The organism is Devosia sp. A449 (assembly GCF_054489375.1).
In genome coordinates this window covers 1,053,352-1,077,758 of record NZ_JBTMWU010000001.1, presented here as the reverse complement: position 1 = coordinate 1,077,758, position 24,407 = coordinate 1,053,352, and the positions used below count along the sequence as shown (strand labels likewise).

The window sequence follows — 24,407 nt, the reverse complement described above, 5'->3', positions numbered from 1 at the left end:
CACCAGACATCGAATTTGACGCTAATCCACCCGTCCCCGCGCATCGACCTTCACCGTCTCCACCACCTGATCGCCTGAGATCAACGTCACATTATCGAACAGATTGCTGACCACACAGGCGTGGTTGGGGATGATGCGGATTTTGTCGCCGATCTTGGGCTTGCTGGTGCAAGCCGACAGATCGATGGTGCCGTGCTCCTCGCTCAACCCGACGATCACCGCCTCCGGATAGGCCTCAATCAGCCCGAAACCGGCCATTCCCAGCGTATCGCTGGTCAGCGCCTTGGAGCCGGCATCGATGATGGCGCGGTCCTCGGTGGGGCGGCTGACCACCGTGGCCAGCACGGTCAGCGCGCAATCCTCATAGCCACCGACGCCGCGGGCGACCTGCGAGCGGTCCATATAGATATAGGTGCCGGGGCGATGCTCGGTGGCGGCTGTGACCTCATGGGCGCGCCAGATATCGGGCGTGCCGCCATTGGAAATCGTCGTTGCCGGCAGTCCGGCCGCAGTCAGCAAATCTGCAGCTGCTGCTAGCCATACTGCATTGTTTTCCACCTGTCCGGCCGCCGGATAGGTCATCAGCCCGCCAAAACGCAGCCCCGGCGAATTGGCGATTTTCTCGGCCAGTGCCAGCGCCGCCGCCGGGCTCTGCACCCCGCAGCGCCCCATGCCGGTATCGCATTCCACCAGCACTGTCAGTGGCTTAGCCGAACCGGCAAAGGTCTGCGACAGTCCCTCCACCGTCTCGGCACTATCGGCGGTGACGGAGATATTGACCCGCTCATGCAGCGCCTTCAGCCGCGCAAGCTTGGCAGGACCTAAGATATTGTAAGGCAAGAAGATTTCGCTGATCCCGGCATCGGCAAACACCTCCGCCTCACCCAATTTCTGCACTGTTATCCCCACCGCACCCAGCTCCATTGCCCGCTTGGCGAAGCGGGCCAGCTTGTGGGTTTTGATATGCGGCCGCAGCCGCAAACCATGCTGATCGGCATAGGACTGAACCCGCTGCAGATTGGCTTCCACGCGGTCGATATCGATCAGCACGGCAGGCGTATCGAGTTGAAATATATCGCTCATTTGCCTCTCAACACCTCATCGACAAACCGCAAATTGCCCGCCGTCAGCCCGGCATCGACCGGCAAAACCGTGCCAGTAATTCCCGACGCCGCATCCGAACAAAAGAACAAAGCCGCATTGGCCACTTCAGTCGGCAGCACCATACGCCCGAGCGGATAATGCGGCAGCACATTATCCAGCAGGCTCGGATCGGCCGCCAATCGGTGGTCCCAGGCCGGGGTCCGCACCGAGCCGGGGCAGATCACATTGGCCCGCACCCCCTGCCCACCGCGCTCGACGGCGATGGCTTTGGCATAGGCCACCAGCCCGGCCTTGGCGGCTGAGTAGGCCGGATTACCGTAATGCGCCAAGGCGTTAACCGAGGAGATGAACACCAGACTGCCCCTGCCCCGCGCCGCCATGGCGCTGACAATCGGGTCGGTCATGGCATAGGCGCCGTTGAGATTGATGGCGATTTCCGAGGCCCAAACCACGTCATCGACCTGGCCAAAATGCTCGGCGCGGGTGAAGCCAGCATTGGACACCACCGCGTCGGGCACACCGAACTCGCCAAGGTAGCGCTCGACAGCAGCGCGGGTGGCTTTGGGATCGGCCTGATCGAACAGCACGGAGCCAGCTAAATCGAGCCCCTGCAATAGGTTAGCATCGCGGTCGGCGCCGAACACCTTGGCGCCAGCCTCGCGAAAAACCTTGACCAACGACTGGCCAATACCGCCGCCAGCACCACTGATCAGCACCGTCTTGCCGTCCATGCCGAACGCGGAACTGCTCATGCTCACGGCCCCTTATAGGCGATGCAGTCGATCTCGACCTTGCAGTCGACCATCATATGGCTCTGCACGCAGGCGCGGGCCGGCGGATGCTCGCCGAAATAGCTTTTGTAAACGCCGTTAAAGCTCCAGAAATCGCGGGGATCATCGAGCCAGACGCCGCAGCGCACCACGTGTTCCAGTCCGTAGCCGGCCTCGGTCAGAATGGCGATGATGTTCTGGATGGTCAGGTGGGTTTCCTCGACAATGCCGCCGCGCACGATCTCGCCGTCCTTCATCGCCACCTGGCCCGAAACATGCAGCCAGCCGCCGGCCTCAACGGCACGGGCGAAAGGCAGGTTCTGGCCACCCGCACCCGACTTCTCGGCACCATAACGCTTGATCGACATCGCGACACTCTCCTCGGATTTTGAAAGTCAGTTTCGTAATTTGACCCAATATCGCGCAAAACGCCGGATATTGGGGCTAAATCCGCGGCAAAAATGTAAATTAATTACGTGATTGACCGGTTCTGCCTATGCTAGCCTGAGCCATGGGCGCCTGCCCAGCCTGCTGTTCCCGTCCCCTGTTCATGCGAGATTTCTCGTGCGTGTCTTCACCGCCGCCCTGGCCACCGAAACCAACACATTTTCGCCCATCGCCGTCGACAAGCGAGCTTTTGAGGCGTCGCTTTACGCCAAGCCGGGCGAGCATCCGGCGACCCCGACCCTGTGTACGGCGCCGATCACCGTCGGCCGCGAAGTCTGCGCCCGCGAGGGCTGGACGCTGATCGAGGGCAGCGCCAGTTGGGCGGATCCTGCAGGGCTGCTCGCCCGCGCCACTTACGAAGAGCTCCGCGACGAAATCCTCGGGCAATTGCGTGAAGCGATGCCGGTGGATGGCGTGGTGCTGGGGCTGCATGGCGCCATGGTGGCGCAGGGCTATGACGACCCCGAGGGCGATCTGCTCAGCCGCATCCGCGACATTGTCGGGCCGGATATCCTCGTTTGCGCCGAGCTTGATCCGCATAGTCATCTGACCGCCAAGCGGGTCGCCGCCGCCAATTTCTTCGTGGTGTTCAAGGAGTTTCCGCATACCGATTTCGTCGACCGGGCGCGCGATCTCTGGGCCATCGCCGTGCGGGCACTGAAGGGCGAAATCGCCCCGGTGATGAGCGTGTTCGACTGCCGGATGATCGACGTTTTCCCCACCTCCAAGCAGCCGATGCGCGGCTTTGTCGACCAGTTGATGGCGCTGGAACAGTCCGAGCCCGGCCTGCTGTCGCTGTCGGTGATCCATGGCTTCATGGCCGGCGATGTGCCGGAAATGGGCACCAAAATGATTGCGGTGACCGATGGCGATGCGGCCAAGGGCGCTGCCTTGGCGGAGCGGTTGGGGCGGGAATTATTCGCCATGCGCGGCACCTTCATGGTCAAGCAGGTGGACGAAAAGCAGGCGGTCGATGCGGCCGTAGCGGCACCCACCGGGCCGGTGGTGATTGCCGATGTGTGGGACAATCCCGGCGGTGGCACGGCGGGCGACGCCACGGTCATTCTGGCCGAGCTGATCGTCCGGGGCATCACAGATGTTGCGGTGGGGACGATCTGGGACCCGATCGCGGTGCAGATTTGTTTTGCCGCCGGCGAAGGCGCGGAAATCCCGCTGCGTTTCGGGGCCAAGTCAGCGCCGGAAACCGGCGATCCGATCGACAAGCTGGTCACGGTCAAGCGGCTGGTGGCCAATGCCGAAATGCGCTTCGGCGAGAGCTTTGCCCCGTTCGGCGATGCGGCCTGGATTTCGTTTGACGGCATCGACGTGATCCTCAATTCCACGCGGGCGCAGAGCTTTGATCCGAGCCTGTTTTCGGCGCTGGGGATCGATCCCAAGTCGCGGAAAATCCTGCTGATCAAATCGACCAATCATTTCTACGATTCATTCTCCAAGATCGCCTCGGAGATTATCTATTGCGCGGCGGGCAAGCCCTATCCCAACACCCCGGCGACGACGAATTATCGCAAGGCGCGGCGGGATATATGGCCGATGGTGGAGAACCCTTGGGCTGAGTGAAAGCGGGCTTTTACTTTCACCACCATACGCTCAGTCGACACCCTCCCCCCTTGCGGGGAGGGATCAAGGGTGGGGGTGGTCGGCCCCGATCATTGGGGCTCTCATCCCCCCTCCTAGCCTCCCCCGTCGAGGGGGGAGGTATCGTCCTGTGGGTGGGAGGGGTTGTGCCCCTTAATCCGCCGACCAGTTGCCGTACATGATCGGCATGGTGCCCACGAGCGCCTTGAAGCGGCTCCAGCTTTTGCGTTCGGGCAGGGTCCAGCCGGCTTCGGCCACCGCTGAAAGGCGGGGGAAGACCAGACGGTCGAAGATGGCGCGGTCGGTCATCGACTCGCTCCAGATGCAGGCCTGGATGCCGAGCAGGTGAGCGAGCCCCTGTTCGGAGAAACCGGCGCGGGCTTCGAACTCATAGGTTTCCTGCGGGCCGGACCAACCGGCCCAACCGGCGCCCGGCTCGGCCCAGGCGACGCCATTGGCCATATCGAGATAGTAGCGTTGGCCGGGGGAGACGACGATATCGTAGCCGCGTTCGGCCAGCGCGGCGTTGATCTTCACATTGCGCCAGCCGATGACGAAGCTCTTATCCTTGTCCACCGCATCGCCATGGGCGGCCTCTTCCCAGCCGCCGGTGATGGCGCCCTTGGACGCGATATAATCGTGGACGCGGCGGATGAAGGCGGCCTGGATCAGTGCCGTGGGCGAGCCCTCGATTTCGTCGGCGCCGCCGTGATTGCCGAGCTGGTTGAACTGGGCCTCATGCTTCTTGCGCATGTCGGGGCCGCTCAGCTGTTCGATCATGTCGAGCGCCAGCGGCGAGCCGGACCAGGCGGCCAGCGGCACTTCGTCGGCGCCGAGATGGAAGATACCGGCGGGGAACAGCTCAAGCATTTCGTCGATCACCGTCTCGACGAATTTATACACCGGCTCATGGGCCGGGTTGAGGCTGTTATTGGGGAAGCCCTGCACCGACTGGTATTCGCCGGTTTCGTTGGGATCGCGCAATTCGGGCAGCGCCTGCAAGGCGGCGTAGAAATGGCCGGGCATGTCGATTTCGGGGATCACGGCAATGGCGAGGCTATCGGCCAGCGCGACGATTTCGCGGATCACCGGCTTGGAATAATAGCCGCCGGTGGGGTGTGGCCCCGAGCCGAGCAGCGGCGGCAGCGCCTTGCCGTGACCGCGCCAGGCGCCGATTTCGGTGAGCGCCGGATAGGCGTCGATTTCGACGCGCCAAGCTTCGTCTTCGGACAGGTGCCAGTGGAATTTATTGAGCTTGTTCCACGCCATCAGCTTGAGCAATTGGCCGACTTCGGCGCCGGTATAGAACTGGCGCGCCACGTCGAGATGGCAGCCGCGATAGGCAAAGCCGGGCGCGTCGATGATGATGCCGCCGGTGGGGAAGACGAAGGTCTGCGGATATTGCCTGGCGCCGCGCAGGATCTGGCCGAGCGTCACCAGACCATAGAACATGCCCTGCCGGGTGGTGGCAGCGATGGTGGCGCTGTTATCGGCAAAGCTCAGCTCATAGGCCTCGGCGGCTAGGCCGGCTTGCTGGCGGATGATCACCGGCATGCCGGCTTCGGAGGCGGGGCGAACGAGGGCTTCGACCGGGAACAAATCGGCGACCAGCGCGGTGAAGGCGGCAGCGGCCTGACCGGCGTCGCTGCCTTCGGGATGCAGCTCAAGCCCCGGCGGGGCGGTGCGGGCGCCGGTGGTGGCGACCGATTGGGGCCAGGGAATGATCGAGACCGACACCGGCGCCTTGGCCGGCACGGGGAATTTGGCCGCGCCCTTGAGCAAGGGTGAATTGTGGCCCTTGGCCTGGGTCGGGGCGGTGGCGAGGGTGATGATGGTGCCGTCGCTGAGGGCGACATAGCCCGAATTCGCGCCGTCGCTCCAGTGGCGCAGGCCATAGGACAGGCCACGGGCGATGGACGTCCAGGTCTGGCCGGGCTGCAGCACGAAACCATCGGGCGGTGCGATCAGCGTGTGGTTGGACAGGCGCTTCAGCAGCTTGCCATTTTCCAGCGTGGCATGCGGATCAATGCGGGCCGGGCCGGAAAAACCCAGGGTGAAATCGCTGACTGGAGAAGTGCCGGTATTGGTCAGCTCGATGCCGTAACCCAGCGGGCTGCCGTCCGTGGCAGGGGTCCAGGTGGTGACGAGGGAGAAGGAAACAGTCATCGCAAATCTCGTTCGGGGTCTGATGCTGGGGATGCGCTGCGTGCGAACTGGAGTTCGGTCACAGCTAGTCTCCCAACGGTTGGCCGTCTTCGCCGTCGCGGTTGACGACGAGCTGGTGTTTGATGCGGCGCATGCTGGCGACGGCGGTGGAGCCGAGGCGGGTGGCGACGGTTTGGGAGAGAATGTCGACGGCGGCCAGCAGCGCATAGCGGCCGGGGGTGGGGCGCAGGATGTCGGTGTTGTCGCGGCGGTCGATGGGCAACAGAATATCGGCGCGCTCGGCCACGGCGGAGCCGGAGCGGGTGATGAGGATGCGGGTGAGGCCATATTCGCCGGCGACGTCGAGCGCATGCGACAGCGGCAGATTATTGCCCGACAGGGAAAAGGCGATGACGGCGGTGCCCGGCGGCGAGGATGCGGCGCGCATCATCTGGACCTGATGATCGGTGGAGGAGGACACCTTTAGCCCGAGGCGGAACAGCCGCATTTCGGTTTCGGTGGCGACCATGGAGGAGGAGCCGCCCGAGCCAAAAGCCAGCACGAAACTGGCCTTGACGATGCTCTCGGCGGCGCGCTCGACGGCGTCGAAATCGAGATGGTCGAAGGTTTCGTAGATGGTGGACTGAATGCCGTTGACCACGCCCTGGGCGATTTCGCGGACGCTGGACGGGCCGGCGGCGGGGGCGAAATAGCGCTGGCCGACAAAGCGCGACTGGGCCAGCCGCACCTTGAAATCGGCGTAGGAATCGCAGCCCAGCCGGCGACAGAAGCGGGTGACGGTGGGCGGGGAGACTTCGGCCTGCGCGGCGAGATCGACAATGCTCATCTTGAGCACGCTATCGACATCGGCCAGCACGATTTCGGTCAGGGCGCGTTCGGAACGGGTGAACTCGTTCTTTTCGGTCTGCAGCAGCCCGACGATATCCAGCATGGTATTTTCCTCAAGCGGTCAGTGACGGCGCTGAATCAGCTCGGCGCCGCCGGCCCCTAGTAGACCGCCAGACCCGCCTGATCAAAGAGGTGGACCTTGTCGAGATCGAAGCCCATGCGGACGGTCTTGCCGTCTTCCAGATCGGGATTGCCCTCGAACAGGCCGATGAAATTCTCGCCGGCCGGGAGCGTCGAATAGGCGACCGAGTGGATGCCGAGCTGCTCGACGATCTTGGGGGTGATGTCCATACTGAAAGCACCTGCGCCGAGCCGCAAATGCTCGGGGCGCACGCCCAGCGTCACCGCTTGGCCGGCAATGGCCTTGCTGCTGCGCGGAATGGCGATGGTGCCGAGCGAGCCCAGATCGATGGTGGCGGTGGTGCCGTCCGCGGCGCGCACCTTGCCGTGGATGAAGTTCATCTTGGGGCTGCCGATAAAGCCGGCGACGAACAAGTTATCGGGCTTGTGATAGAGCTGGAGCGGCGAGCCAACCTGGGAAATCGTACCGGCATCGAGCACCACGATCTTGTCGGCCATGGTCATGGCTTCGACCTGATCATGGGTCACGTAAATCATGGTGGAGCCGAGGCGCTTATGCAGCTCCATCAGCTCGATGCGCATCTCGGAGCGGAGCGCGGCGTCGAGGTTGGAAAGCGGCTCGTCGAACAGGAAAATCTTGGGCTGGCGCACGATGGCGCGGCCGATGGCGACGCGCTGACGCTGGCCGCCGGAGAGCTGGCCCGGGCGATGCTGCAGGCGCGGTTCGAGCTGCAGCACCTTGGCGGCGGCCTGCACGCGTTCATCGACCTGCGCCTGGGGCAGGCGTTCGACGCGCAGCGGGAAGGCGATGTTTTCATAGACCGTCATATGCGGATAAAGCGCGTAGCTCTGGAACACCATGGCGATGCCGCGCTGTACCGGCGGCAGGTCGTTGACGACGCGATCGCTGATGGTGATCTCGCCGGCGGTCACCTCTTCAAGCCCGGCAATCATGCGCAACAAAGTGGACTTGCCGCAGCCCGAGGGGCCGACAAAGACGACGAACTCGCCCTCAGAAACCTCGAGGTCGATGCCTTTGATGATGCGGGCTTCGTTGAAGGATTTTTCGAGGTGCTTGAGGCTCAACTGCGACATGATCGCGTCTCCGGCTAAAGGACTTGGTATCGGAGGGTGCCGCCGCCCCAGATAGGGGCGACGGCCAGGTCGGAGGACCTTACTTGTACTGCTCGAGTTCGCCGGCAGCCTTGGTGAGGGCAGCGGCCGGCTCGGCCTGGTCGGTCACCACGGACTGGACCATTTCGATCATGACGTTCTGGAACCCGATATAGTCGGTGAACAGCGGCTCGGGACCACCGAACTCGATGCCGTCAAGGAACGGCTTCCAGTAGGGCTTTTCGGCAACCAGTTCATCGGTCTGGGGCTGCAGCGGACGCAAGGGCGTCAGGCCCTGGGCCATTTCAGCTTCCCACTGGCGTTCCGGCGCGGTGAGGAATTTGGCGAACTCAACCGCCTTGTCTTCAACGCCCGAGCCCTTGAACACGGCCAGCGAGTCGGTGATCAGCAGCGTGCCGGGACCCTTGGCGCTGGGGCCGAGCGGCAGCGGCGCCACGCCCCAGTTGATTTCGGTATCTTCCAGCAGGCGAACGGCACCAACCGCAGCATGGATCATGCCGAGCTTGTTGTCGAAGAAGATGGCGCGAACTTCGTTCTGCTCGTAAGCGGTCGGGCCTTCTTCGGCATAGGCGGTGATGTCGTGCAGGGCGGTCAGCGCTTCCAGATTCTGCGGGCTGTCGAGCACGATATTGTTTTCGCCGTCGATCACCAGGCCGTCATTGGTGTAAACCCAATGCAGGAACTGGTGCACGGTATTGTCGAAGGTCTTGGCGACCACGCCGAAGCCGTCAGCGTCGGTCTTTTCCGAGATGATCTTGGCGAATTCGACTTCCTCAGCCCAGGTCTTGGGCGGCACTTCGGGATCGAGACCAGCGGCTTCAAACAGGCCCTTGTTCCAGAACAGCGCCTTGGTCGAGAACGCGACCGGGACGCCCCACTGGGTGCCGTCGATGGTGACGGTTTCGGGCACGTAGTTGTAGTAGCTCGCCTTTTCTTCGTCGGTCATCGGGATCTCAACGATCAGGTCGTTGAGGGCGAACTGCTTGAGGGTGCGCGAGCCAACATAGGCCAGGGCAACGGGCGTGCCGGCGGCGGCGAGCGTGGTCACCTTGTCCTGGCACTGGCCCCAGCCAACAAGCTCAGGGGCAATCTTGTAACCCGGATTGGCGGCTTCCCATTCGGCGAAATATTCGGCGTAGCCAGCGGTCAGTTCGTCGCCGCAGTTGATGAAGGTAATTTCCTTCACATCCTGGGCGAACGTCGCGGGGGCAGCTGCGGCCATGGCCAGCAGCGACACGGTGAGAAGTCCGGTCAGTTTGTTCACTTGTTAGTCTCCCTTGTTGCACGCCCTGAAGGACGCTTTCCCTTGACCGGACTCTGGCGATTCCGGCCTAGAACTCCCGATGTCGGCCGGCCCTCCTGCCGGCGCGACATTATTGCTTGATCGCGCCGGCAGTCAGCCCGGCCACGAGGTAACGCTGCAGGAACACGATGACGATCATGACCGGCAGAATGCCGACGAAACTGGCGGCCATCAGCTCGTTCCAGATCACTTCCTGCTTGCCGAAGAAGGCGAATAGCCCGATCGGCAGCGGCATGAATTCGGATTTCGAGTTGAAGGTCAGCGCAAAGATGAACTGCTGGGCGTAGGCACCGATGAAGGTCATGATGGCGACCACGACGATGCCCGGCATGGCCAGCGGCAGGATGACCCGGCGAAGGGTGTAGAGCCGGCTGGCGCCATCGACCCAGGCCGCCTCGTCCAGCTCCTTGGGAATGCGCATCATATAGGTGCGCAGCAGCCAGATGGACGAGGGAATGAGGAAGGCGGCGCCCGGCACGATCATCGCCCAATAGGTATTGAGCAGGCCCATCGAGCGCATCAGGCGGAAGAGCGGGATCAGCAGCACCGCGCCCGAGAACATGTTCACCGCCAGGAAGCCGCCCAGCATCATCCCTGCCCCGGTGAACTGGAAGCGGGCGAAGGCATAAGAGGCGGGCACCACCACGGCGATGACGATCACCGTCACCACGGTGGAGATGAAGAACGAGTTGAAAATATAGAGTCCCAGCAGCGGCACTGACTGCCAAATCTGGAAATAGGCGTCGAAAGATGCCTTTTTCGGGATGAAGCTGTAGGGCGTGGAGAACAGCTGCGCCAAGGGCTTGAGCGAGACGAGGAACCCCTCGATGAAGGGCGCCAGGATGAAGAACAGGAACAGCGCCATGCCGGCATAGAGCGCGGCGACCTCGTACCAGTTGTAGCGGTCGATCATCGCCTTGACGGCGCGGACCTTGCGCGGCTTGGCGACAATGCCGGTGTCGATGATGGCGGGCTGGGCGATTTCGGTGGAGCGGGCAAGATCACTCATTTGGCTTCTCCCATCGACAGCTTACGGACTGCCCGGAAATAGGCGATGCAGAACAGCGACACGAAGATGCAGATGACCACGGCGCGGGCGGCGCCCTCGCCATATTTGCGGCTGCCAATGGCGGTCTTGTAGGTGTCGATGATCATGGTGGTGGTGGAGCCGGACGGACCGCCCTGGGTCAGGATCCAGATGATGTCGAACGAGTTGAAGGTGGCGATCAGGCTGAGCAGGCTCATGGTGATGATCGCCGGCACCATCAGCGGCAGGGTGATGCGGCGGAAGCGATAGAAGCGGCCGGCGCCATCGGTCCAGGCGGCTTCATGCAGATCGCGCGGGATCGACTGCATCGAGGCGAGGAAATAGATGGTGACCATCGGCACCCCGATCCACACGTCGGTGATGATCGTCGCCCAGAAGGCGGTGTCGCCATAGGCCAGCCAGGCGATGGGACGGCTGGCGAAGCCGAAATTCTGCAGCATGCCGGAAATCATGCCGAACTGGCCGTTATACATCCAGCCCCACATGAAGATGCCGATGGCCATCGGCACCACCCAGGGCGGCATGGTCAGGATGCGGAACAGCGCCTGGCCGGGAATGGCGGCATTGAGCAGCACGGCGCCGCACATGCCGATGATCATCTTGATCGACACCGAAAAGAAGGTCCACACGAAGGTGCGGATGATGACGCTGGTGAAGTTTCCGGCCCCGAAGATGCGCTCGTAATTGGCCCAGCCGACAAAATCATAGGTCGGACGAAGCGAGGCATTGGTGAAGGACAGGATGATGGTGTCGAGCAGCGGATAGGCGACGATAATCAGGATGTAGATCAGGGCCGGAGCCAGCAGGGCCAGGGCGAAGAGGGCAGCGCTTCGGGTGCTGGTCATCGGGTGATCTCCTCAGTTCGCTCGCCCGAGGGCGGCATCGAATTGCTGCCAGATCGGGGTCATGTCGATGACGGAACGGCTGCGCATCGCCTGATCCATGGTGAGCGCCAATAGCCCCGCCTCCAATGCGTCGGTGATCGAGACCGGCAGCGGTGCGCCATCGAGCACATGGGTGAGGATATCCTCGGCCATCTGTTCGTCGGCGCCGTAATGCTGGCTCAGCCCGCCGACCTTGTAGCTGGTGTCGACCAGCCGGTCGGAGGTTCGCGAGTCGGTGACGCGCAGGAAATTGCGGATGAAATCGCCTTCGGCCATGCCCTTGGCGCCCATCACGGCAAAGCGCCGGAAGTCGTCGGGGACATTGAGATTGGTGTGGAAGGTGAGTGCAGCGCCATTGGCGTACTGCACCATGGCGGTCTGGAAATCGATGATGTCACCATCGCTGTCGAACACCTTGTCGCTGCCCATCCAGCCACTCGGCTTGCGGTGATAGACTTCCATGTCGTTGATGCCGGCCGCGGCCGGGGCGTTCTTGGGCACGAAACTGCGGCGGCCGCCGAAGCTCGATACATATTGCGGCCGACATCCCATGACGCCGTTATAGAGATCGAGGTCGTGGCAGCATTTTTCCAGCATGAAGCTGCCGGAATAGCGCTCATAGCGGCGCCAGTCGCGCATGAAGAACGCGCCGTGATAGGGCGGAATATGCTCGGACGCCTCGATGGAAGTGATGTCGCCGAGCAGACCATCGGCCTGGGCTTGTCGCAGATCGACATAAAGGGGGGCATAGCGCAGCACCAACCCGACCATCAGATTGTCGGAGCCATATTGGGCGATCAGCCGCGCCAGTTCCATAGTGTCCTCGACCGAGGTCACCACCGGCTTTTCGGTGAAAATCTTCATGCCGCGCTCGAGACCGGTGCGGATGTGACCGAGATGGAGATGGTTGGGCGAACCCACCATCAGCAGATCGAGCTGTTCATTATCGAGCAGCGCTTCGAGCGAGTCATATCGCTTGCCGACGGCAATACCGTTCTCGGTGGCATAGGGCAGCCCGGCGGGCGCCGGGTCCACATATCCAGCAACGGAAAAGTCCGGCCGGGCAGCGGAGAAGACCCGCGCCAGATAGCCCAAACGATATCCGAGGCCGATAATGCCAACACGCATACTGTGCTTCTCCCTGCGCCAAAACTGCCAATCTCTGTCGGATCGGTTGTGTAGTTTTGTAAACGATTTTCAAGATTAGGGTCGTTTCAAAACCAATGTCAACATGGAATCGTCACGATTTCAATACCAATTTAAACCACCCCTGACGATTACCGGAAAGCCTGGGGTTTCGCTTAATTTCCGGGGCATTGTTCGGCGATTCCGGCGGCTCGGGGTGTGGACAAGCAGATCTGAAACGGGCAGCATACCGCAATTGGTATTCATCTGGGCTCTTGCGACTGCTTTCACGCCAAGGGGTCCAATGAAAATTTGCAACACTGATGGTCGGCCTGCCCGTCCCCACGAGAAGTTTCATGAGCAGCAGCAATCCCTTCCCCAATGATGCCGACCGCAGCGCCATCTGGACCATGCTGGTCGAGCGCGATATCGCCGCCTTTGTCGCCGCCGACTGGAGCATGGTGGATGGTGATTTCATCAAGGAGGGCTTCCTTGGCATCAATGGCGGCAAGTCGGGCAATCCGGATGCCTGGCGCATCAGCTTCCCAACGCTGGAAGCCTATCGCGACGACTGGATCGCCCAGGCCCAGGCCAGCCAGAAGCTGGTCTATGCCGAAGACGTACTAACCGGCATTCACCGCGCCACCAGCCTCACCGAAATCGAGATCAATGGCGACATCGCCATCGCCCACAAAAAGTTCGACGGCTCCATCGCGCTGGCCGATGGCGGCAAGGACACGCTGAACTGGCAGACGCTGTATTTCTGCCGCAAGGTCGCCGGCGTGTGGAAGCTGACCGGCTTCGCCGGCTATCTGCCCTATCCGATGGGCGCCTGAGTTTTCATTCCAACCACAGTTGGAACGGCCCTCTCAGCAAGAGACAAAAATGTCCTTCCTCAATCCGCAACGCCTGACCATGCTGGTCTTCTTTTTGCAACCGATTGCCTTTGGGTCGTGGTTGCCGCGCATTCCCGATGTGCAGCAGGCGTTGGGGCTGGGGCCGGCGGGGCTGGCCTTTGCGCTGCTCGGCCTGCCCTGCGGCACGCTGCTGACGCTGCCCTTTGCCGGGCCGCTGGTGGGCAAAATCGGGCCGCGCCTGGCGATCCTGGGCGGCTTCGTGCTCTATTCCATCGCCGTCAGCCTGCCGGCTTTTGCGATGAGCCCGGCCATGCTGTTCGTGGCGCTGATGCTGGCGGGGTCGACAATTTCCTTTGTCGAGCTGGGGCTCAATGTGCAGGCCGATGCGGTGGAAAAAGCCACCGGTTCGGTGATCATGACCACCTCGCACGGCTTCTGGTCGGTCGGCATCATGGTGGGCAGCCTGATCGGCTCGGGGTTGGCGGCGCTGGGGCTGGAGACAAAATGGGCGATCCTGCTGGTGGCGCTGCTGGTGTTGCCAGTGGCGCTGCTCACCAGCAATGCCCTGCCCGTGCATGCCCCTGAACCGCCGCGCAGTGAACACCAGCGCTCGGTGTGGGCGCTGCCGAGCTGGGCGCTCCTGGGCATCTGCTTTTTCGTCTTCGGCATCACCATGACCGAGGGGGCGATGGCCGACTGGTCGGCGATTTTCCTGCGCGATGTGATGGGCGCCGAAGCCGGCGTGGTTGGGCTGGGCTATTCGGTCTTTGCCATGTTGGTGGCGGCCGGACGGTTTGGCGGCGACCGGCTAAAGCGCCGTTTTGGCGCAGTGAACACCGCCCGCATTTGCGGCACGCTGGCCGTAACCGGCGCGGCGCTATTGTTTGTGGCGCCCAATACGGTGCTGGCGCTGGTGGGCTTTGCCATTATCGGGCTCGGGGTATCGGTGGGCTTCCCGCTGGCCGTGACTGCCGCGGCGAGCCTCACCGACCGCACCGCCTCGGCCAATGTCGCCATCCTCAGCTTTGTCGCTCTGCTCGGCTTTCTGGTCGGGCCGCCGATGATCGGCTTTGTCGCCGAGCATTTCGACATGCGCGCCGGCATTGCCTGCCTTGTGCCAGTGCTGTTGGTGAGCCTGCTGCTGACCGGGCGGCTGGCGACGCACAAAACCGCGCCGACGACCAGTAATGCTGAAGCCGAAGTTCCAGGAGTGCTGTGATGCGCATCGCCGTTGCCGGGCTGCATATGGAATGCAGCACCTATAATCCCGTGCTGGCCCGCGAGGCGGATTTTCGCGTGCTGCGCGGCTCCGCCATGCTCAAGGATGGCTATTTTGATTTCCTGACGCATTTTCCAGCCGAGTTCATCACCATCCTGCATGCGAGGGCGATTGCCGGCGGGCCGGTCGAGCGGGCGCTCTATGAGCGCTGGAAGGCCGAAATCCTCGCGGGGCTGCAGGCAGCGCTGCCGCTGGACGGGGTCTATCTGGCGATGCATGGGGCGATGTTTGTCGAGGATCTGTTCGACGCCGAGGGTGATTTCATTTCGGCAGTCCGCGCCGTCATAGGCCCGGATGTGGTTATCGCGGCCAGCTATGACCTGCATGGCAATATCAGCCAAAAAATCATCGACAGTCTCGATATTTTTTCCACCTATCGCACGGCGCCACATATCGACGTTCCGGACACCATGCGGCGGGCGGTGACCATGCTGGTGCGGGCATTGCGCACCGGTCAACGACCCGTGCTGGCCTGGGCCCCGGTGCCGGTGTTGCTGCCGGGCGAGCGCACCTGCACGCAGGATGAGCCGGCGCGCAGCTTTTATGCGCAACTGCAGGAGGTGGAAGACCCCACTGGCATTTGGGATGCGTCATTTCAGGTGGGCTATGTCTGGGCCGACGAGCCGCGTGCCACCGCCTGCGCGGTGATCACCGGCACTGACCGAGCCGCGATGACAGCGGCAGCGCAGCATCTGGCGCAGGGCTATTGGGACATCCGCAAAGACTTCGTCTTTGGCACCAAGGTGGGCAGCATTGCCGAATGCGTCGGCTGGGCGGTGAGCGCCACCACCGCGCCGGTGGTGCTGGCCGAGTCGGGGGATAATCCCACCGGCGGCGGCGTGGGTGACCGGGCCGAAGTGCTGGCGGAATTGATTGCGCGGAACGCGCAGGGCGTGGTGTTTGCCGGCATTGCCGACGCAGCGGCGACTGAGGCGGCCTATGAAGCCGGGGTCGGTGCGACGCTGGATTTGAGCATTGGCGGGAGCCTTGATCCGGCGAGCACGCCGGTCAAAGCCGCAGCCAAAGTGGTGTTTCTGCTCGAAACTACTGACGCAGCCCGGCGCGAGGCTGTGGTGCGGATCGGCGGCATCGATCTGGTGCTGACGGCGCGGCGGCGACCCTTCCACAATCTGGGGGATTTCACCCGGCTGGGGCTCGATCCGCGGACAGCGAAAATCGTGGTGGTGAAATCGGGCTATCTCTCGCCCGATCTGGGGCCCCTGGCCAATCCGAGCCTGATGGCACTGTCGCCCGGCGTGGTCGACCAGTTTGTCGAGCGGCTGGAGCGCAAACATAAGACCGGCCAGCAATATCCGTTCGACAAGGATTTTGCCTTTAGCCCGCAAATTCTGTGGTCGGCGCGGGCCTAGTTCAGGCCGGGCGGCACCCAGGGCTGCATTTGCAGCACATTGCCACCGAGGCGGGAAAAGGCGCGCTGGCGGCAGGAGAATACCAGGATCTGCTGGTCGCGCGCCTGCTGGTGCAGCGCGTCGAACATGCGCTCGATGCGGTCATCGTCGGAATAGACCAGCGCGTCATCGAGGATGACCGGGGCTGGCCGGCCATCGCGCGCCAGCAGCCGGGCAAAGGCCAGCCTGGTCAGCACCGACAACTGCTCGCGCATGCCACCGCTAAGGCGGTCGACCTCTTCATCCTGTCCATTGCGCCGCACGGTCTGCGGCAGCAGCGTATCCTCGTCGAAGGTGATGGAAATATCGTCGAACAGCAGGCCGAGCAGCGGACGCAATTGGGTGACGACCGGCTTGAGATAAAGGTCGCGGGCGGCCGAGCGGGCGGCGATCAGGCTGCCGCGCAGCCGGTCGAGCACGTCGATTTCGGTTTTGAACCGCGCTACGGCAGCGTTGGCACTGGTGAGGGCTTCGGTGGTTTCCTGCCAGTTTTCCTCGATGGCGCTCTCGGCGCGGGCATTGATATGGCCGTTAAGATCGGCCAGCGTCACCTGCAACTGGCTAGCCGCCTGCGCCGCTGCATCCACCACCGACCGCAGGCGGCGTAGCGTGGCATCGGCAGCGGCCAGATCATGCGCCAGTGGCCGCAGCGTCGCCGCCTGCGCTTCGGCGGCGGCGAAGGCGGTTTGCTGCTTGGCCTGCTCATCGCGCAGGGCCTGTTGCCGTGCGGGGCGCCCGGCGCTTGGACCGAGCAGCGCGTCGAGCGTGGCTTGATCGGCCATGGCCCCGGCGAGCGCGGTTTCGGCGGCAACCACCTCATTGGCGGCCTGCGCCAGCATGGGCTGCAACTGGCGGGCGCCATTGCGGGCGGAATCCATCTGCAATTGAGCGGCGGCGTGCGCCTGCCGGAGCTGGGCCAGATCGCCCTTGAGTTCGAGATCACCGGTGCTGGCTTCGGCCAGTTGAGCAATATCGGCCTGCAACCGGGCAATGCCCTGCGGCGCCAGATCGGCGAGGCGCTGGCGGGCCAGTTCCAGATCGGCGGATTTTTGCTGGGCGTCGGCCTGGCGCTGCTGGGCGGTGGCGAGGCCATCGACGCCCAGGCTGGTCAGCAGCTGGCTGTGCCGGGCCGTCGCCTGCGCAATACCCTGATCGGCCTCGGCCGGACGATTGGAGCGCAGGGTGAGCGTGCCAACGCCGGCAATGTCGAGGCGCAACGTATTGGCAAAGCCCAGCTCCTGCCCGTCCGCCAGCGCCGTTCCGGCCTGGGTGAGCAGGACGGCCCCGGCTTGGTAGTCCACCCGGACGGTCGGCAAGGTGGCCTGCTGCGCGGCGCGCAGGCGCACCAGTTCGAGTTCTATTTCCTGCAATTGGGCGATGGCTTTAGCCGGAATGGCGAGCACCGCCAAAGCTGCCTCGCCCTGCTCAACGCCCTCGCGCGCGGCTTCGGCCTTGGCAAGCTGGGCGCGCAATAGGGTGAGTTTTTCGGCGGCATCGCGGGCGCGCAGGGCCAGATCAAGCCGGGTCAGCAGCTCGCGGTGTTCGCGCTCCTCGGCTTCGGCCGCGCCGATGGCCAAGCCAGCGGTGTCGCTATCGGCGGTGAGACTCGCGCGCCGGGTCAGGGCGTCATCGCGCTGCTGCTGCAATTTGACCAGACGCTGGGCCAGTTGCGCGGCGCGGTCGAGAGCGGCCTGATAGTCGGCTAGCGTGGCAGTGGCGCTGTCGGCGCGGTGGCGGGCCAAAGCGGCTTCGGCCTCGGCGGCCTTGAGCGCTTCATTATGCGACTTTGCCGCCTCGAAGGCGACTTCGGCGGCGGTGATGGCCTCGCGCCGCGCCAGCCGTTCCTCGGGCTGTTCCAGCTCGGCCAGCCGGGCCAGCGCCTGCCGGCGCTTGTCCAGTGCCTCGCGCAGGGAGTCGACCTCCGCACGCAGGCGGATCTCTTCAACCAGCAACCGGTCGCGCTCCTCGATGGCAGCCGCATAACGACCGCCGGCTTTGGGGCGCAGAGTGGCGGTGACCAGCTTGAACAATTCGCCTTCGCAAGCAGCCAGAATGTCGGCCATGCGACGACCGCCGGTCAGCGCTTCGACCTCGCCCTGCACCGAACTGAGCAGCGTTTCGCGGACGCGCTTGTCGCTCTCCTGCTCATTATTGGTCTGGCGCTCCATGCCGGTAATGCCCTGGCGCACCCAGAGCAGTCCGGCCGGGCCGGCGCTGCCGCCGCGCGTCAATTCGCTGATGAACGCCTCGGCCTCATCGGCCTGGGCCAGCAACCGACCGCTGAGCAGATCGCGCACCTCGGCACGCTTGCCGCCATGGAACTGCTTGGTCAGCCGGAACTGCCCTTCGGCAGTGGTGATATCGGCCTCGACCAGCGGATTGCCGCCGCTATAGGGGCGCAGCAGCTGCACCGTCTTGCCGGTGCCGGTATGGGGCTGGAAGAACAGCGCATGCAGCGCTTCGAAGGCGGTGGATTTGCCGAATTCATTGGCGGCGGTGAGCACGTTGACGCCATCGCCAATGCCCTCGATGGCGACGCCATGGCCGCCGAAGCGTTTGACATTATGCAGCCGCAGCGCGGTGAGCTTCATGGCGCCACCGCCTCGCAATAGGAGAATAACCGCACCAAAGCCGCCTGGGCGATCTCGCGCTCACCCTGCGAACGGGCGTCGTCCTGGCTCTCGGCCAGCAGCGCATCGGCGGCTTCGCGCAAGGCGCCGGCGCGATCGATCTGGTCGAGATCGCTGCTATCGCAATCGGTGGCGAGGCCGGTGGCGTCGAATTCGAGATGGGCGAAATCGGGCGTGACCTGCGCCAGGGCTGCGGCCAGCGCCGTGCGACCGGCGAGCCTGGTGCGGCCGCTGGCGATGACGCGCAGCAGGGTTTGTCGTCGGGCTGAGGTGGGCGGCAACAGGGCGGTCAACGCCTCGACACCGTCTTCGCTCGAGAGCAGGTCGAGCGACAGATCGCGCCAGGCAAAGCTGGCGGTTTCGACCGGCGTCACCTCGGGCGGCGCGCCGGGGCCGGCCAGCGTGACCAAGAGGGCCGAGCCGGGGCGCTCATGCTTGAAGCGGTCGGGCTCGGGCGAGCCGCTATAATAGGTGCGCGGATTGACGGCGATCTGGCCATGCCAGTCGCCCAGCGCCAGATAGTCCAGCCCCGCCAAAGTCGCGCGATTGGGGGCAATGACATCGGAGGCGGCCGCATCCTCGGAGAATTGCTGGATCGCGCCATGGGCGAGGCCGAGGCGCAGGCTGCCCTCGGGGGTGGGGGCGTCGACCATCCACTCGGTCAGGTCGCGGCCGGGACGCCGCGCCGTGCAGGGCGCGGGCAGCAGCATGACGCCGGGCGCCAAAGTCAACGGGGTGGCGGCAGTGGCCAGCACCACATTGGGCGGGGCGGCGGCGCGGGCCGCATCCCATAATTGATCGGCCAGCAGGCTATCGTGATTGCCCGGCAGCATTACCCAGCTCAGCGTCGGGTGATGGCCCATTTCGGTCAGCGCCTGGCGCAGGATAGCTGGGGTCGGGGTTTCGGTATCGAAGGTGTCGCCGGCCAACAGAATGGACGTCGCATTATGGGCCTGGGCCTGCGCCGCCAGCCGGGCAATGGCGCCGTGCCGGGCCTCGCGCAGCCGGCCGCGCAAATCGTCGGGCAAATTGCCGAAACGCTTGCCCAGATGCAGATCGGAACTGTGCAGGAATCGAAACATCGCATCCACCCAAACCCGAGACTGACGGCAAATGCAACCGGGGTGGTGCCAAGGAGGCATATGAGCGGGTGATAGTGGAGAAAAGGGCCGGATACCCGCGGCTACAGCGCGACATACGGGTCGGTGGCGAGGGCCTGGATGGCTTCGATATATTGGGTTTTGAGGCGGGCGCAGAGTTCGGCGACGCTTAGTATGTCGTGGATGGCGGCGACGCCATGGCCGGCCGACCAGACGGTTTTCCAGGCCTGGGCGTTGTTCATATCGAGTTCGCCGCGATGGGTGAGATTGTCCGGGTCCATGCCCGTGGCCGCGATGCTGGGGCGCAGGAAATTGGCGTTCACGCCGGAAATGGCCGGCGTGTAGACGATATCGGCGGTGTTGGCGTCGACGAGCATCTGCCGGTAAGGCTCGCTGGCCGCCGCCTCATGCGTGGCGATGAAGCGGGTGCCGATATAGGCCAGATCGCCGCCCATGGCGCGGACGGCGGCGATGTCGCGGCCGTGGCTGATGGCGCCGGAAACCACGATCGTGCCAGCAAAAATCGAGCGAATTTCGGCGACGAAGGCAAAGGGCGACAAGGTGCCGGCATGGCCCCCGGCCCCGGCGCAAACCGCGATAATCCCGTCGACTCCGGCCGCTGCGGCCTTCTCGGCGTGGCGTCGGGAGATGACGTCGTGGAACACCAAACCGCCATAAGAGTGGACGGCTTCGACGATGTCGCGGACGGCGCCGAGGGAGGTGATGACCAGCGGGGGGCGGTGGCGCAGGATGGCGTCGAGATCGGCTTCGAGCCTTGTGTTGGTCTTGTGCACCACGAGGTTGACGCCCCAGGGCGCGGGGCGTTCGAATGCGGCAAGCCGTTGATTTATCTCAACCATCCAGGCTTCGAAGCCGGCGGTGCTGCGCTGGTTGAGGGCGGGGAAGGTGCCGATCAGGCCGGAGCGGCAGACTTCGACCACCAGATCGGGGTTGGAAATCAACAGCATCGGGGCGGCGATGGCGGGCAGTTTCAAGTTGCTCAACGCAGAAGAAATCGGCACGAAACGCCTCCATTTTCTTGCAGCTTTCACCAGCATGCTGGCAGCATGCTGACAGATTTCTGCCGTTTGTCTGCATGCGATGCTATAGTTTTGGGCAACGCTCCACGCGGGCGGCGAACCTGGGAGGGGGAGCATGTCCGATCAAGCCAATTCCATCGTCATTGCCGGCGCGGCGCGCACGCCGATCGGGGCGTTTCAGGGAGCGCTAAGCAAGAGCGCTGCCACCGAACTGGGGGCCATCGCCATTCGGGCGGCGATCGCGCGCGCCGGGGTGGCCGACGAGGCGATCAGCGAAGTGATCATGGGATGTGTGTTGTCGGCCGGACTGGGGCAGGCCCCGGCGCGGCAGGCGGCACTGGGCGCGGGGCTCTCCGACGCCCTGCCCGCGACCACCATCAACAAGGTGTGCGGCTCGGGCATGAAGGCGGTGATGCTGGCGCATGATCTGATCCGCGCCGGCAGCGCCACGACGGTGGTGGCCGGTGGCATGGAAGCCATGTCGCGCGCGCCCTATCTGCTCGACAAGGCCCGCTCCGGCTATCGGCTGGGGCATGGGCAGATGTTCGACCACATGTTTCTCGATGGGCTGGAAGACGCCTATGACAAGGGCCGCTCGATGGGCAGCTTTGCCGAGGACACGGCGGAGCATTATCAATTTTCGCGGGCGCAGCAGGACGCGTTTGCGCTGACCTCATTGGAGCGGGCGCAGCGCGCTACTGCCAGCGGGGCTTTTGCCGACGAGATCGTCGCTATCGGCGACTTCGTGGCGGACGAATTGCCGGGCAAGGCAAGACCGGAGAAAATCCCGCTGCTCAAACCGGCGTTTCGGGAGAATGGCACGGTGACGGCGGCCAATTCGTCGTCGATCTCGGATGGCGCAGCAGCGCTGGTGGTAACGAGTCTGGGCGAAGCCGAACGGCTGGGGCTGGTGCCACTGGCGCGGATCGTCGGCCATGCCAGCCATGCCGGAGCGCCCAACTGGTTCACCACCGCGCCCATCGGGGCGATGGAAAAGCTGTTTGCCGCGACCGGCTGGTCGGCGGGCATGGTCGACCTGTTTGAAATCAACGAGGCCTTTGCCGTGGTGGCGATGGCGGCGATGCGCGACCTCGACCTGCCCGCCGACAAGGTGAATGTGCATGGCGGGGCCTGTGCGCTGGGGCACCCGATCGGCTGTTCGGGCGCGCGGATATTGATCACCCTGCTGCATGCGCTCAAGGCGAGTGGGGGCAAGCGCGGGGTGGCGGCGATCTGCATTGGCGGTGGCGAGGCCACGGCGATGGGCGTCGAGTTGCTGGGCTAGGGAGAGGTGGGCCGGGGGCCCAATGGGCTCCCTCCCCTCTCGGTGCGTATGGACGCCACGACACCCCACCCTAACCCTCCCCTCAAGGGGGAGGGAACGGATCGGGGCTCGCCATGCTCCGGCAAGAGCTGACTTAACCCAAGGGAACAACGGCATGATTTTGAGCGATGACCAGAGCATGGTGCGCGAGATGGCGCGGCGCTTCGCTGCCGAGCGCATTGCCCCGTTTGCCGCCGAATGGGACCGGAGCAAGCAGTTTCCACATGAGCAGGTCGCCGAGATGGGGGCGCTGGGGCTGATGGGCATGCTGGTGCCCGAAGAATTTGACGGCTCGGACACCGGCTATATCGCCTATGCGCTGGCGATCGAGGAAATCGCGGCAGGCGACGGGGCGCTGTCGACGGTGCTCAGCGTGCATAGCTCGGTCGGCTGTGCGCCGATATTGGCGTTTGGCAGCGCGGCACAGAAGGCGACCTATCTGCCCAAGATGGCGCGCGGGGAATGGCTGGGAGCGTTTTGCCTGACCGAGGCGCAGGCCGGATCGGATGCGGCGGCGATCAGCACCAGAGCGCGCAAGACCGATGGCGGTTATGTGCTCAACGGGGCCAAGCAGTTCATCACTTCGGGCCAGAATGCCGATGTGGCCATTGTGATTGCGGTGACCGACCCTACCGCCGGCAAGCGCGGGCTCAGCGCCTTCATCGTGCCGACGGCGACGCCCGGCTATCAGGTGGCGCGGATTGAGGAGAAGATGGGGCAGCGCGCGTCCGACACGGCGCAGATCGTGTTCGCGGACATGGCGCTGCCGGCCGAGGCGCTGCTCGGCGACGAGGGACAGGGCTATCGGATTGCGCTGGCCAATCTCGAGGGCGGACGGATCGGCATTGCGGCGCAGGCGGTGGGCATGGCGCGGGCGGCCTATGCGGCCTCGGTCAAATATGCGCAGGAGCGAGTGGCGTTTGGCGAGGTGCTGCTCAAGCATCAGGCGGTGGCGTTCAAGCTGGCCGATATGGCGACGCAGATTGCGGTGGCGCGGCAGATGATGCTGCATGCGGCGAGCCTGCGCGAAGCCGGCCGGCCGGCAATTGCCGAAGCCTCGATGGCCAAGCTGTTTGCCTCGGAAATGGCCGAGAAGGTGTGCTCGGACGCCATCCAGATTCACGGCGGCTATGGCTATCTCAATGAGTTTGCCGTCGAGCGCATCTATCGCGACGTGAAAGTCTGCCAGATTTATGAAGGCACCAGCGAAATGCAGCGGCTGGTGATTGCACGGCATCTGGAGGCGCTGGCGGAATAGGGCCTCTCCGGCTCCTGCCGATGGGCCTTCACCCCTCACCCCAACCCTCTCCCCTGAGGGGCGAGGGGGCGAAAGAGCCGACGATTTCGAGTGGCGTGAAACGCTCTATTTGGGCTGCATGCGCAGGGCGCCATCGAGGCGTAGCACCGTGCCGTTGAGCATGACATTGCCGATGATGTGCAGCGCCAGACTGGCATATTCGGCAGCGGTGCCGAGCCGGCGCGGAAACGGCACGGCGGCGGCGAGGCCGGCCCGGACCTCGTCAGTCATGGCGGCCAGCATCGGGGTTTCAAAAATGCCGGGGGCGATGGCCATGACGCGGATGCCCCTATCGGCCAATTCGCGCGCCGCCGGCAAAGTGAGCGAGACGATGCCGCCCTTGGATGCGGCATAGGCGGCCTGCCCGATCTGGCCTTCATAGGCGGCAACCGAAGCGGTGTTGATGATCACGCCGCGCTCGCCATCAGCCAGCGGCTCCAGCTCGGCGGCGAGGCCGGCAAACACCCGCATGACATTGAACGAGCCGATCAGGTTGACGGCGATGACCTGGCTGAAATCGTCGAGCGGCATGATGCCCGAGCGGCCGAGGATCCGCTTGCCGGGGGCGATGCCGGCGCAATTGACCAGAATGCGCGGGCCACCGAGTTCGGCGGCGATCTCGGCCATGGCGGTTTCGACGCTGGCGGCATCGGTGACGTCAACCTTGCGGGCGACGCCGCCGATCTGGCGGGCGATGGCTTCCGCGCCGGCCTGATTGAAATCGAGAATGCCGACGCGGGCGCCCTGCGCCGCCAGGGCGATGGCGGTGGCCGCGCCCAGACCGGAGGCGCCGCCGCTGATGATGGCCACTGTGTCCTGGGTTTGCATGGTGGCGCTCCGGGTTAGCGAACTGGTTGGGTGACGCTAGAGGGCATGGGTGGGTGTGTCGAGAGGGGCATCACGAGGCCGGTGCGTGAGACACCCC

General features: G+C 64.1%; 20 protein-coding genes. 6 read left to right on the top strand and 14 right to left on the bottom strand.

Features of this window, described 5'->3' with window-relative positions; all coding sequences use genetic code 11:
* Nucleotides 1-21: 21 nt before the first annotated feature.
* Genes ACX3OW_RS05160 through ACX3OW_RS05150 form a run of 3 tightly spaced genes read right to left on the bottom strand, consistent with a single transcriptional unit; the run spans nucleotide 22 to nucleotide 2,242 of the window.
* Complete coding sequence (locus ACX3OW_RS05160; RefSeq protein WP_459094651.1) at nucleotides 22-1,083, bottom strand: D-TA family PLP-dependent enzyme; 1,062 nt, start codon at nucleotides 1,081-1,083, stop codon at nucleotides 22-24.
* Nucleotides 1,080-1,856, bottom strand: coding sequence for an SDR family oxidoreductase (locus ACX3OW_RS05155; protein ID WP_459094650.1), 777 nt, complete (start codon nucleotides 1,854-1,856; stop codon nucleotides 1,080-1,082). The genes ACX3OW_RS05160 and ACX3OW_RS05155 overlap by 4 nt, the downstream gene beginning before the upstream one ends.
* A gap of 2 nt (nucleotides 1,857-1,858) precedes the next feature.
* Complete coding sequence (locus ACX3OW_RS05150; RefSeq protein ID WP_459094649.1) at nucleotides 1,859-2,242, bottom strand: RidA family protein; 384 nt, start codon at nucleotides 2,240-2,242, stop codon at nucleotides 1,859-1,861.
* A gap of 196 nt (nucleotides 2,243-2,438) precedes the next feature.
* On the opposite strand from ACX3OW_RS05150, the gene ACX3OW_RS05145 reads away from it, so the two are divergent.
* Entirely contained in the window at nucleotides 2,439-3,899 is a 1,461-nt protein-coding gene (locus ACX3OW_RS05145; RefSeq protein WP_459094648.1) for a M81 family metallopeptidase, read from the top strand.
* A gap of 171 nt (nucleotides 3,900-4,070) precedes the next feature.
* On the opposite strand, the gene ACX3OW_RS05140 is transcribed toward ACX3OW_RS05145, so the two are convergent.
* The 7 genes from ACX3OW_RS05140 to ACX3OW_RS05110 form a co-directional block, all read right to left on the bottom strand.
* A complete protein-coding gene (locus tag ACX3OW_RS05140) occupies nucleotides 4,071-6,083 on the bottom strand; it encodes a beta-N-acetylhexosaminidase (RefSeq protein ID WP_459094647.1) in 2,013 nt (670 codons plus the stop codon).
* Between the two features lie 64 nt (nucleotides 6,084-6,147).
* Nucleotides 6,148-7,014, bottom strand: coding sequence for a MurR/RpiR family transcriptional regulator (locus tag ACX3OW_RS05135; protein WP_459094646.1), 867 nt, complete (start codon nucleotides 7,012-7,014; stop codon nucleotides 6,148-6,150).
* Nucleotides 7,015-7,070: 56 nt separating this feature from the next.
* Nucleotides 7,071-8,147, bottom strand: a complete 1,077-nt coding sequence (locus tag ACX3OW_RS05130) for an ABC transporter ATP-binding protein (RefSeq protein ID WP_459094645.1) — start codon at nucleotides 8,145-8,147, stop codon at nucleotides 7,071-7,073.
* 79 nt (nucleotides 8,148-8,226) lie between these two features.
* On the bottom strand, nucleotides 8,227-9,408 hold the full coding sequence (locus ACX3OW_RS05125; protein ID WP_459094809.1) for an extracellular solute-binding protein: 1,182 nt from the start codon (nucleotides 9,406-9,408) through the stop codon (nucleotides 8,227-8,229).
* A gap of 151 nt (nucleotides 9,409-9,559) precedes the next feature.
* A complete protein-coding gene (locus ACX3OW_RS05120; RefSeq protein WP_459094808.1) occupies nucleotides 9,560-10,402 on the bottom strand; it encodes a carbohydrate ABC transporter permease in 843 nt (280 codons plus the stop codon).
* A 92-nt stretch (nucleotides 10,403-10,494) separates the two neighbouring features.
* Nucleotides 10,495-11,382, bottom strand: coding sequence for a carbohydrate ABC transporter permease (locus ACX3OW_RS05115; RefSeq protein WP_459094644.1), 888 nt, complete (start codon nucleotides 11,380-11,382; stop codon nucleotides 10,495-10,497).
* Between the two features lie 12 nt (nucleotides 11,383-11,394).
* Nucleotides 11,395-12,549, bottom strand: a complete 1,155-nt coding sequence (locus ACX3OW_RS05110) for a Gfo/Idh/MocA family protein (protein WP_459094643.1) — start codon at nucleotides 12,547-12,549, stop codon at nucleotides 11,395-11,397.
* A gap of 353 nt (nucleotides 12,550-12,902) precedes the next feature.
* On the opposite strand from ACX3OW_RS05110, the gene ACX3OW_RS05105 reads away from it, so the two are divergent.
* From ACX3OW_RS05105 to ACX3OW_RS05095, 3 genes are read left to right on the top strand one after another with little or no spacing between them, the layout of a single operon-like run.
* Complete coding sequence (locus ACX3OW_RS05105; protein ID WP_459094642.1) at nucleotides 12,903-13,382, top strand: hypothetical protein; 480 nt, start codon at nucleotides 12,903-12,905, stop codon at nucleotides 13,380-13,382.
* Between the two features lie 49 nt (nucleotides 13,383-13,431).
* Nucleotides 13,432-14,622 (top strand): MFS transporter, encoded by a 1,191-nt coding sequence (locus tag ACX3OW_RS05100; protein WP_459094641.1) that lies wholly within the window; start codon nucleotides 13,432-13,434, stop codon nucleotides 14,620-14,622.
* Nucleotides 14,622-16,052, top strand: a complete 1,431-nt coding sequence (locus ACX3OW_RS05095; RefSeq protein ID WP_459094640.1) for a M81 family metallopeptidase — start codon at nucleotides 14,622-14,624, stop codon at nucleotides 16,050-16,052. Before ACX3OW_RS05100 ends, ACX3OW_RS05095 begins: the two co-directional genes overlap by 1 nt.
* Here the strand turns inward: ACX3OW_RS05095 and ACX3OW_RS05090 are convergent.
* The 3 genes from ACX3OW_RS05090 to ACX3OW_RS05080 all read right to left on the bottom strand — a co-directional run bounded on the left by ACX3OW_RS05090 (nucleotide 16,049) and on the right by ACX3OW_RS05080 (nucleotide 20,843).
* On the bottom strand, nucleotides 16,049-18,682 hold the full coding sequence (locus ACX3OW_RS05090) for an AAA family ATPase (RefSeq protein ID WP_459094639.1): 2,634 nt from the start codon (nucleotides 18,680-18,682) through the stop codon (nucleotides 16,049-16,051). The genes ACX3OW_RS05095 and ACX3OW_RS05090 overlap by 4 nt on opposite strands.
* Nucleotides 18,679-19,803 carry a metallophosphoesterase family protein gene (locus ACX3OW_RS05085; RefSeq protein ID WP_459094638.1) on the bottom strand — a complete coding sequence of 375 codons (1,125 nt, stop codon included), beginning with the start codon at nucleotides 19,801-19,803 and terminating at the stop codon, nucleotides 18,679-18,681. Before ACX3OW_RS05085 ends, ACX3OW_RS05090 begins: the two co-directional genes overlap by 4 nt.
* 101 nt (nucleotides 19,804-19,904) lie before the next feature.
* Nucleotides 19,905-20,843: an NAD(P)H-dependent flavin oxidoreductase gene (locus ACX3OW_RS05080; protein ID WP_459094637.1), complete on the bottom strand. Its 939-nt coding sequence runs from the start codon at nucleotides 20,841-20,843 to the stop codon at nucleotides 19,905-19,907.
* A gap of 133 nt (nucleotides 20,844-20,976) precedes the next feature.
* Between ACX3OW_RS05080 and ACX3OW_RS05075 the strand changes: the two genes are divergently transcribed.
* Together ACX3OW_RS05075 and ACX3OW_RS05070 are read left to right on the top strand one after the other, a co-directional pair.
* A complete protein-coding gene (locus tag ACX3OW_RS05075; protein WP_459094636.1) occupies nucleotides 20,977-22,146 on the top strand; it encodes an acetyl-CoA C-acyltransferase in 1,170 nt (389 codons plus the stop codon).
* A 154-nt stretch (nucleotides 22,147-22,300) separates the two neighbouring features.
* On the top strand, nucleotides 22,301-23,443 hold the full coding sequence (locus ACX3OW_RS05070) for an acyl-CoA dehydrogenase family protein (protein WP_459094635.1): 1,143 nt from the start codon (nucleotides 22,301-22,303) through the stop codon (nucleotides 23,441-23,443).
* Nucleotides 23,444-23,548: 105 nt separating this feature from the next.
* Here the strand turns inward: ACX3OW_RS05070 and ACX3OW_RS05065 are convergent, their stop codons facing one another.
* Entirely contained in the window at nucleotides 23,549-24,310 is a 762-nt protein-coding gene (locus ACX3OW_RS05065; protein WP_459094634.1) for an SDR family NAD(P)-dependent oxidoreductase, read from the bottom strand.
* Nucleotides 24,311-24,407 lie beyond the last annotated feature (97 nt).